Origin of the sequence: Vibrio sp. 10N.261.51.C6 (assembly GCF_041471785.1) — a bacterium.
GTDB classification, from domain to species: domain Bacteria; phylum Pseudomonadota; class Gammaproteobacteria; order Enterobacterales; family Vibrionaceae; genus Vibrio; species Vibrio crassostreae_C.
Genome location: NZ_JBFRPB010000142.1, coordinates 1 through 431, shown reverse-complemented (window position 1 = coordinate 431; position 431 = coordinate 1). Strand labels below are relative to the sequence as shown.

Annotated in this window: 1 pseudogene; it reads left to right on the top strand. The window is 47.3% G+C overall.

The window, feature by feature from the left end:
* Window positions 1-431: pseudogene (locus tag AB4375_RS21580) on the top strand (bifunctional aspartate transaminase/aspartate 4-decarboxylase); the annotation flags it as partial.

The following is a 431-nucleotide window of genomic DNA, read 5'->3' as shown; positions in this document are numbered from 1 at the left end:
GATGACCGTTACAAAACACTGACTCCAGAGCCACGTGACATTAAGTTCATCGACCGCATCGTTGCGGATAGCCGTAGCGTAGCCTTGAATCACACTGCCGGTCTATCTCTACCGCAACAAGTGCAAATGGCGATGTTTGCTCTAACTTGTCTAATGGACTCAGAAGGTCGCTACAAAGCCGCTTGTAAACGCATCATCCGTGAGCGCTACACAACGCTTTACAAAAACATGGGTGTAGCAATCGAAGAGAACAAAGACCGTGTGGATTACTACACACTACTAGAGCTAGACACGCTAGGTGGCAAACTTTACGGTCAAGAGTTTGTCGACTGGTTCAAAGCTAACGAGAAAGGTAAAGACTTCCTATTCCGTCTTGCTCACGAAACCGGCGTAATCTTACTACCTGGTAAAGGTTTCGACACAGTACACGC